The organism is Dactylosporangium sucinum, assembly GCF_014647515.1.
GTDB classification, from domain to species: domain Bacteria; phylum Actinomycetota; class Actinomycetes; order Mycobacteriales; family Micromonosporaceae; genus Dactylosporangium; species Dactylosporangium sucinum.
In genome coordinates, this window is the sequence record NZ_BMPI01000040.1 from 94055 (window position 1) to 103286 (window position 9232).

General features: G+C 74.2%; 7 protein-coding genes. 3 read left to right on the top strand and 4 right to left on the bottom strand.

Going from position 1 to position 9232, the window contains the following annotated elements; genetic code table 11:
- The first annotated feature begins 13 nt into the window (after nt 1–13).
- Nucleotides 14–1147: a type III PLP-dependent enzyme domain-containing protein gene (locus tag IEZ31_RS34410; protein ID WP_190254229.1), complete on the top strand. Its 1134-nt coding sequence runs from the start codon at nt 14–16 to the stop codon at nt 1145–1147.
- A gap of 43 nt (nt 1148–1190) precedes the next feature.
- Nucleotides 1191–3596, top strand: a complete 2406-nt coding sequence (locus tag IEZ31_RS34415) for a penicillin acylase family protein (RefSeq protein WP_190254230.1) — start codon at nt 1191–1193, stop codon at nt 3594–3596.
- A gap of 3 nt (nt 3597–3599) precedes the next feature.
- On the opposite strand, the gene IEZ31_RS34420 is transcribed toward IEZ31_RS34415, so the two are convergent.
- Entirely contained in the window at nt 3600–4385 is a 786-nt protein-coding gene (locus IEZ31_RS34420; protein WP_190254231.1) for a class I SAM-dependent methyltransferase, read from the bottom strand.
- 53 nt (nt 4386–4438) lie between these two features.
- On the opposite strand from IEZ31_RS34420, the gene IEZ31_RS34425 reads away from it, so the two are divergent.
- Nucleotides 4439–5029, top strand: coding sequence for a TetR/AcrR family transcriptional regulator (locus IEZ31_RS34425; protein WP_190254232.1), 591 nt, complete (start codon nt 4439–4441; stop codon nt 5027–5029).
- A gap of 3 nt (nt 5030–5032) precedes the next feature.
- On the opposite strand, the gene IEZ31_RS34430 is transcribed toward IEZ31_RS34425, so the two are convergent.
- The 3 genes from IEZ31_RS34430 to IEZ31_RS34440 form a co-directional block, all read right to left on the bottom strand.
- The gene (locus IEZ31_RS34430) at nt 5033–6067 is read right to left on the bottom strand and encodes a hypothetical protein (RefSeq protein ID WP_190254233.1); all 1035 of its coding nucleotides are present in this window, start codon (nt 6065–6067) and stop codon (nt 5033–5035) included.
- A 259-nt stretch (nt 6068–6326) separates the two neighbouring features.
- Complete coding sequence (locus IEZ31_RS34435; RefSeq protein ID WP_190254234.1) at nt 6327–7154, bottom strand: alpha/beta hydrolase; 828 nt, start codon at nt 7152–7154, stop codon at nt 6327–6329.
- Nucleotides 7155–7275: 121 nt separating this feature from the next.
- Nucleotides 7276–9232, bottom strand: a 1957-nt coding sequence (locus tag IEZ31_RS34440; RefSeq protein ID WP_229836096.1) for an ATP-binding protein, incomplete at its 5' end; no start/stop codon positions are given.

Consider the following 9232-nt stretch of genomic DNA (forward strand, 5'->3'; position numbering starts at 1 on the left):
TGGAGGAGGGGTCGTGGACCGCCATCTCCGCACGCCGGAGCTGCTCATTGATCTCGATGTCGTGTCCCGCAGCTATGAGGCGCTGACCTCGCAATTGCCCGGCCTGACCGTCCACTACGCGATGAAGTGCAACCCCCACCAGGAGATCATCGGCCGCCTGCACTCCCTGGGCTGCCGCTTCGAGATCGCCAGCGCCGCCGAGCTCGACGAGCTCCGCCGGATCGGCGCCGACCCGGCGCAGGTCCTCTACAGCAATCCGGTCAAACCGGTCGCGCACATCGCCGCGGCGCACGCGGCCGGCGTGTGGCGGTTCGCGTTCGACGGCGAGGAGGAGCTGGACAAGATCGCCGCGGTGGCGCCGGGCGCGGCCGTGCTGGTCCGGCTGTCCGCGCACCAGATCCGCAGCGGCGTGCCGAGCGAGGGCAAGTTCGGCGTCGACGCCGACACGGCGGCGGCGCTGCTGCTCGCCGCGCGGGACCGGGGCCTGCGGCCCTACGGCGTGGCGTTCCACGTCGGCTCGCAGATGCTGCTCGCCCACGCCTGGCGGGCGCCGCTGCGGGCGGTCGCGCGCGTCATGGACAAATTGGCCGCGGAAAGCGTTTTCTTGCAGATGGTGAATCTCGGCGGCGGCTTCCCGGCCCGCTACTGCGCCGTGAACCTTCCACCGCTGTCGGACTACGCGACCGCGATCGGCATCGGGCTCGCCGGGCTGCCCTACCCGGTGGAGACCGTCATCGAGCCGGGGCGGGCCGTCGTCGCCGAGGCCGGCACCCTACGGGCCACGGTGATCGGCACCGCCGTGCGGCACGGCCGGCGCTGGGCGCACCTCGACGTCGGCGCCTTCAACGGCCTGATGGAGAGCCTGGAGACCGGCAACGAGCTGCGCTTCCCGGTCACCGACTCGCGGTGCGACGCCCGCCGCGACCGCTTCCACCTCACCGGGCCCACCTGTGACAGCCAGGACACCATCATGTTCGACGTCGAACTGTCGGCCGGGCTGCGCGCGGGCGACGAGGTGTACCTCGGCTGCGCGGGTGCCTACACCACCGTCTATGCCTCCCGATTCAACGGGTTCGATCCGCCCGCCGTCCGTTGTGTTTCTGGTGTGACTCTTGAAACCAGTGGTGACGCTGCGTACTCTCGCTGATGCGTACAGTCGCGGGGTCCCGACCGACATCCCCGGAGGAACCGTGTCTCCCTTTCGCCGCGTCCTCAGCCTGTTATCGGCCCTGATCGTGCTGGTCCCGGCGGCGGTGGCGACGTCCACCGCCGCCGCGTTCGCCGAAGACCCCGCCACCGCCTCCAGCGGCTACGCGGCGGTCATCCGCCGCACCGCCCACGGGGTGCCGCACGTCCTCGCCGCCAACCTCGGCAGCGCCGCGTTCGGCCAGGCCTGGGCGTATGCCGAGGACCGGTTCTGCGACCTCGCCGACCAGGTGGTCAAGGTGCGCAGCGAGCGGTCCCGATGGTTCGGCCCCGGGCCGGACGGCGCCAACCTGGCCAGCGACTTCGCCTACCAGTCGCTCGGCGTCGTGGCCCGCGCCCAGGAGCAGCTGACCCGGCTGACCGCCGAGGAGCGCGACGTGCTCAACGGCTACGTGCGCGGCTTCAACGCGTTCCTCGCCGCCACCGGCGCCGCCCGCGTGCCGGGCTGGTGCGCCGGCCAGCCGTGGATCGGCCCGATCACCGCCGTCGACGTCCTGGCCTACCAGCGCGACATCGCGCTGCTCGCCAGCGGCAACGGCCTCGTCGGCCCGATCGCCCTCGCGGAGCCGCCCGGCAGCGCCGCCGCGGCCCTCGACATCGCGCCCTCGGTCACCGTCGACGGCCTGCGCACCATCACCGGCGAGCAGCCGCTGTCGAGCAACGGCTGGGCGATCGGCGCCGACCGCTCGCAGACCGGCAAGGGCATGCTCGTCGGCAACCCGCACTTCCCGTGGGAGGGCGAACTCAAGTTCTGGGAGTCGCAGGTCACCGTGCCCGGCGTGGTCAACGTCTACGGCGCCAGCCTCGGCGGCATCCCCGGCGTGCAGATCGGCTTCACCGACAAGGTCGCCTGGACCCACACCGTCGCCGACGGCGCCCGGTTCACCTTCTACTCCGTCGACCTCGTGCCCGGCGCGCCGACCCGCTACTACGTCGACGGCGTGCCCGAGGCGATGACCGGCAAGACCGTCACCATCAAGGTCAAGCAGCCCAACGGCAGCCTGCAGAACGTCACCCGCACCATGTGGTCGACCCGCTACGGCCCGGTCCTCGACCTCTCGCCGATCGACCCGTCGCTCGGCTGGAGCGCCACGACCGCGTTCACCTACCGCGACGCCAACATCGACAACGACCGGCTGCTGCGCGTCTGGCTCAACATGGCCAAGGCGACGGACGTCAACGGCCTCAAGGCGTCGATCGGCCGCGACCAGGGCATCCCGTGGGTGAACACGATCGCCACCGACTCCAGCGGCAACGCGTGGTACACCGACTCCTCCCCGACGCCAAACCTGTCGGCGTCGGCGCTGGCCGAGTGGGGTTCGAACCCGCTGCACCTGCTCAACGGCAGCGACAGCCGCAACGCCTGGGTGGCGGTGCCGGGCGCCCGCTCGCCGGGCCTCATCCCCTTCGCCCAGCAGCCCCAGCTGCTGCGCCGCGACTACGTCTTCAACTCCAACGACAGCCACTGGGTGCCCAACGACCGGCAGTTCCTCACCGGGTTCTCCCCGTTGCAGGGCGCGGAGGGCGCGCCGCTGACCGCCCGCAGCCGGCAGAACCTGAAGCTGATCGGCAGCGTCGCCCGCTTCGACCTGGCCACCCTCGGTTCGACGATCCTGACCGGCGACTCGCTCACCGCGTCCGAGCTCACCGGCTACACGGTCGCCGCCTGCCGGGCCCAGGGCAGCCGGCCGGTCGTCGTCGACGGCGTCTCCGTCGACGTCAGCGCCGGCTGCTCGGCGCTGGCGAACTGGGACCGGAAGTTCGACCCGGCCAGCCGCGGCGCGGTCCTGTGGCGGGAGACGATCGGGGCCGTCCTCGCGCAGTACCCGGACGCGCTCACGACCGCCGGCCCGCTCTTCGGCGTCGCGTTCAACCCCGCCGACCCGGGCCGCACCCCGCGGGGCACGCCCGCGTCGCCGACCCCGCTGCTGGAGGGCCTGGCCCGCGGGCTGCTGCGGATGCGGGCGGTCGGGTTCGCGCCCAACGTGCCGCTCTCCACGGTGCAGTACACCGTGAAGGCCGGCCAGAAGATCCCGGTCCCCGGCTCGACCGAGAACGTCGGCATCGCCAGCATGGCCCAGTACTCGCCGGCGCCGGGGACGTCCCTGGAGCCGTTCATGAACCCGGGCACGTTCGCCGAGGGCAGCGAGCTCACCGACAAGGGCTACGTGGTGAACTACGGCACCAGCTTCCTGCTCACGCTGGCCTACACCGCATCCGGTCCGTCGGCCAAGTGCATCCTCACGTACAGCGAGTCGACGAACCCGGCGTCGCCGTTCTTCGCCGACCAGACCCGGATGTACACGAACAAGCAGCTGCGGGACTGCCGCTACTCCGAGTCCTCGATCGGGGCCGACCCGGCCCTGACCGTGAAGGCGGTGTGGGGCTGATCCTCAGCGCCTGATCGCGGTCACCGCGATCGTCGCGTACGGCAGCGTGAATGCGCCGCCCATCGCGTCGATCGCGGTGCCGACGGCCGCGAGGATCCCGGCCAGGGCCTCCGGCGGCAGGTGGGTCAGCGCGCCCGACGTCGGGAGCTGGTCGAGCCACTCGTCCCGGGTGTAGGTGCGGGCCCACGCGAAGCGCCACTCCTCGGGCTCGCCGAAGGCGCCCGCGGCCCGGATCCCGCCGGCGGTCCGGTCCAGGATCGGCCGGTACGGGTCGGGGCCCTGGGCGACCGCGCCCCGCGGGTCGAACGGCGGGTCCGGCACCGCGGCGCGGAACGCGTCGGCGAAGGCGTCGGCGAGGGCCGGCGGCGTCTGGAACGTGTGCCAGAACGCGGCGAACCGGCCGCCCGTCCGCAGCACCTCGGCCGCCTTGACCGCCCCGGCGACCGGGTCGACCCAGTGCCACGCGGTGCCGGCCGTGACCGCGTCGAACGTGCGGCCGGCCGGCGCCCAGTCCTCGAACGTCGCCACCTCCACGGCCAGGCCGGCCCGCCGGGCGAAGGCGGCCATCCGCTCGTCGGGCTCGACCCCGAGCACCGTGCGGCCGGCCGTCCCAGCCCGGCGGAGCTGCCGGGCGGCGGTGCCGGTGCCGCAGCCGACGTCGAGCACGCTGTCGCCGGCGATCCTGCTGATGAGCTCGTCCGGGTACGCCGGGCGGGTGCGGTCGTACCGCTCGGGATCGACCCCGAACGACTCCGCCATGCGCCGGGCCTGGTGCGGTTGAGTGGGCATGTGCCCACTCTAAATGGGCGAGTGCCCACTCTGTCAACGTTAGGCTGTCGTCCGTGCCCACCGGAGTAGCCCTGCGCGACGCCCGGCAGCAGCTGTTCGCCGCCGCCGAGCGGCTCCTGCTGCGGGCCGGCCCGGCCGCGCTGACCAGCCGCTCGGTGACCACGGAGGCAGGCGTCGCCAAGGGCGTGCTGCACCGGCACTTCAGCGACTTCGACGACTTCCTCGCCGAGTTCGTCCTCGACGCCGTGTCCCGGATGGACCCCCGGGTGGCCGGCCTGCCCTCCGCCGCCGGCACGGGCACCGTCGCCGCCAACCTCACCGCCGCCCTCACCGCGCTGTTCGAGTCGGTCGCGGTGGCGCTGGTGCCGCTGGTCATCGCCCGCGACGAGCTGCGCGCCCGGCTGCGCGAGCCCTGGCCGGCCGGCGTCCCGGTGCTGACCGACGCCGCCCGCCTGATCGGTGGGTACCTCGACGCCGAGCAGCAGCTGGGCCGCCTCGCCGCGACGGCCGACACCCAGACCCTGGCGGCGATGCTCATCGGGACCTGCCACCTGCAGTACACGGGGAATGACCACACCCCACCGCCGGCCGACGACGTCAGCCGCGTCGTGTCCAGCGTCCTGTCCGGCGCCGTCCCGCGATAGCCGTCAGCCGTTCAGCGCCGTGTTGCGGGCCACGACGTAGAGGATGTCGCCCCGCCCGTCCTCGGCGAAGTGGTTCCAGGGGTGGCCGTCGCCGAGGTACGGGTGGATCTCCTCGATCACCATCCGCAAGCGCTCGCGGTCGTCGGCGAAGAAGTACGCGAGCGCCTCGTGGTGGCGCGGCGCCACCGCCCGCGGGCCGCGGCCCTGCCGCCACCGCTCGGTGCCGGCGACGATCTCGTCGTGGACCTCGTCCCGGCGGAAGTACCGCCGCAGCGCGACGAGCGTCCGCCGGTCCCACCCGCCGGGCTCGCGGATCGTGCGCCGGGCGAACGCCACGTGCGCCTCGACCGGCAGCACACCGGCCGCCGCCCCGGACGGCGCGGTCTGCGCCCCGAGCCGCGCGACCGCGAACCGCTCACGGTCCGACCCGGCGAACGCCATCGCCGCCCGGTGCGCGGGATGGTTGTGCGGGTCCCGCTGTTTCACCTCACGCAGCGCCGCCGCGAACGCCCTGCGATCGCTCTGGACACCCCGGCCGACCAGCAGCCACAGCACCTCGACCCACGGGCTGGGATCGCGCGGCGCGAGCGCGGCCGCCTGCCGGAGCACCTCCTCGGCGTCCGGCTCGCCGCGCCGGGCCTTGGCGGCGCCGTCGACCAGCACGGCTGCCGGCTCCTCGGGCGCCTCGTCGAGCCAGGCCCGCAGCCACCCGCCGGCGGCTGAGGCGGGCTGCGCCGCGTCGGGCTCGCGGCCGTCGCCGATGGCAGCGGGCTGCGCCGCGTCGGGCTCGCGGCCGCCGGCGGCGGCAGGTCGTCCCGCATGCGGCTCGCGGCCGTCGTCCGCGAGCCGGGCGAGCTCCCGGACCCGCGCCGCGCGCAGCGCCGTGTCGCCCCCGGTCGCGTCGAGCACGTCCCGGGCCGCGCCCCAGTCGCCCTGCGCGAGCCGGCCGCGGGCAACGCGCATCGCGAGGTCGTCGTACGCCGGATCGCGGTCCAGCTCCGGCCACTCCATCGCCGTGCGGCGCCGTCGGCGGAACATGCGGCGATCATAGGTGCACGGCAAGCGTTCGCCCCGGCCTCCCTGTGCGGGAAGCCGGGGCGAACCGGGCTTTCGATGGCGGGGTGGGTGGTCAGCGCCGTGGCGACATTGACAGGCACTACGCTCAAAGCAGTGTTGTTGTTACCCCGATCTGGTATCGGAGGGGCTGTGCGCCGGGCCTGACGCAGTCCCGCCATCTGCCCACAGTCAACCGCGGGGGACACCGCCGGTCAACCGATTTTCTTTGTGGTGACGCCGGTCAGCACGCGGTACGGGCGGCGGTGAGGATGGTGTCGGTCACCGGGCCGGGGTGGGAGAGCAGGGTCAGGTGGGAGCCGCCCGGGACCGTCGTCACGTGGGAGCCGGCCCGCTTGGCCATCATCTGCTGGGACTGCGGGGTGATGATCTTGTCGGCGTCGCCGATGACATACCAGGAGGGCTTCGTGCGCCAGGCCGCCCTCGCCGACTTCGTCGTGAACGCGGCCTGGGCGGCCGGGCGCTGGCCCGCCCACAGCGTCGCGGACTCCTCCAGCGGGAGGTCCTGGGCGAAGGAGTGCTGGAAGAGGGTCCGGTGGAGGTACAGGTCGGTGCCGACGGTGTCGTAGAGGTCGGCCGGGTCGCCGCTCAGCGCGGAGCCCTCGCCGCTCAGCTGGCCCGTGGTCTCGCCCACGGCGGGGGCGGCCGCGTCGACGTAGACGAGGGCCTTCACGTTCGCGTTGCCGTCGGTGGCGTTGGTGATGACCGAGCCGCCGTACGAGTGGCCCACCGCGACGACCGGGCCGCGCAGGGAGGCGATGAACGCGCCCGCCGCGGCCGCGTCCGAGGTCAGGCCGCGCAGCGGGTTGGCGAAGGCGCGGACCTGGTAGCCCTCGTGCCGCAGCCGCTCCAGCACCGGGGTCCACGACGACGTGCCCGCCCAGGCGCCGTGGACCAGCACGACCGTCGGCTTGGTGGCACACTGCGGCGGGGGCAGCCGCACGGCCAGGGCGGCCGCCGACGGCGGGCTCGCGCCGCCGACGACCAGCAGGAGTGCGGCGACCACGGCGACGATGACGCCTCCGCGCAGGAGGCGCGTCGTGCGATCCATGGCGCCGCCGATACCCGGTCCGCCGGGCGTTACGCGCACCGTCAAAGGAAGCGCCAGGATCGCGTCAGCGTCCTGCGCGCCCGCAGCAGCCGCGGCTCGTCGTCCACGATCAGCACCCGGGTCATGCGACCTCCGTTTCGCTCGGGACCGGTCGTGGCACCGCCACCGGGAGGGTGAGGGTCATGGTGAGGCCGCCGCCCGGGGTGTCGTCGGGCATGAGGGTGCCGCCCATCGCCTCGGCCAGGCCGCGGGACAGCGCCAGGCCCAGCCCGACGCCGGTCGCGTTGTCGCGGTCGCCGAGCCGCTGGAACGGCTGGAAGACGCGGTCGCGGTCGGCGCCGGGGATGCCGGGGCCGTGGTCGACGACCCGGATCTCGACCCGCCCGGCATGCTCGCTGGCGGTGACGACCACCGCGATGCCCGGCGGGCTGTGGCGGACGGCGTTGGACAGGACGTTGGCCAGGATCCGCTCCAGCAGCGCCGGGTCGGCGGTGACCTCGGGCAGCTCGTCCGGCACCGCGACCCGCACCGCGTCGGACAGCTCGGTGGTGGCCGCGGCCACCGCGTCGGCGACGTCGACCGGCTGCACGGCCAGGGCAAGTGCGCCGGCCTGGAGGCGGGACATGTCGAGCAGGTTCTCGACCAGGCGGGTGAGCTTGTCGAGGGACTCCTCGGCTGTGGCGAGCAGCTCGTCGGTGTCCTCGGGCGAGAACTCGACGTCGTGGCTGCGCAGGCTGCCGACGGCGGCCTTGGCCGAGGCGAGCGGGGTGCGCAGGTCGTGGCTGACCGCGGAGAGCAGCGCGGTGCGCAGCCTGTCGACCTGCTCGAGGGCCTCGGCGGTGGCGGCCTGCTCGCCGAGGCGCTGCTGGCGCAGGGCGATCGCGGCGTGCGCCGCGAAGGCCTCGATGAGGCGGCGGTCGGCGGCCGGCATCGGATGGCCGCGCAGCACGAGCGAGAGGTCGTCGTCGATGGTCACCTCGGTCTGCCCCTCGCTGGGCGAGGTGCACGGGCGGCCGCCGACGGTGGAGACGATCCGCCAGCCGGAGCCGTGTCGTTCGAGGAGGTTGACGCTCACCAGGCCGAACGACTCGCGGACCCGCTCCAGCAGGGCCTCCAGGGGGTCGTCGCCGTGCAGGACGCTGCCGGCCAGCGCGGCGAGGGTCTGCGCCTCGGCCGACGCCCGGGCCGCCTCCCGGGCCCGGCGGGCGGCGCCGTCGACGACCGTGGCGACCGCCATGGCGACGAAGACGAACGCCACCAGGGCGAAGACGTTCTCGCGCTCGGCGACCGTGAAGCGGTACAGCGGCGGCGTGAACCAGAAGTTCAGCAGGAGGAACCCGCCGACGGCGCACAGCAGCGCCGGCCAGAGCCCGCCCAGCAGGGCGACGGCCACCGCCAGTACCAGATAGGCCAGAATGTCGCTCGGCAGCGCCAGGTCGTCACGCAGGGTGTCCAGGCCGAGGGTCAGCAGGGGCAGGCCGGCCAGCGCGAGCGCGAAGCCCAGCAGCCGCCGCCGGGTGGTGAGCCCGCCGCCGCGCACGCCGAGCCGCAGGCGGCCCCTGCGGGCCTGCTCGTGGGTGACGAGGTGCACGTCGATCGGCCCGGAGTCGGCGGTCGTGGTGGCGCCGACGCCGGGCGCGAGGATCTGGGCCAGGCGCCCGCGGCGGCTGGCGCCGAGCACGAGCTGGGTGGCATGGACGCCGCGGGCGAAGTCGAGCAGCGCGGCCGACACGTCGGCCCCGACGACCTGGTGGTAGGTGCCGTCGAGGCTCTCGACCAGCAGCCGCTGCCGGCTCAGGTCGGCCGGGTCGCCGCCGGACAGGCCGTCGCCGCGCACGACGTGGACGGCGAGCAGGTCGGCGCCCTTGCTGCGGGCGGCGATGCGGGCCGCGCGGCGGATGAGGGTGTCGCCCTCGGGGCCGCCGGTGAGCGCGACGACGACCCGCTCGCGGACCTCCCAGTCGGCGCCGCGGTAGGCGTCGAGCTGCTCGTCGACCTTCCCGGCCAGCCACAGCAGGGCCAGCTCGCGCAGCGCGGTGAGGTTGCCGACCCGGAAGTAGTTGCCGAGCGCCGCGTCG

Coding starts and splice junctions, on each gene's coding strand:
- IEZ31_RS34435 (WP_190254234.1), bottom strand. CDS start 7,154: ATGGATCGCACGACGCGCCTCCTGCGCGGAGGCGTCATCGTCGCCGTG.
- IEZ31_RS34420 (WP_190254231.1), bottom strand. CDS start 4,385: ATGCCCACTCAACCGCACCAGGCCCGGCGCATGGCGGAGTCGTTCGGG.
- IEZ31_RS34430 (WP_190254233.1), bottom strand. CDS start 6,067: ATGTTCCGCCGACGGCGCCGCACGGCGATGGAGTGGCCGGAGCTGGAC.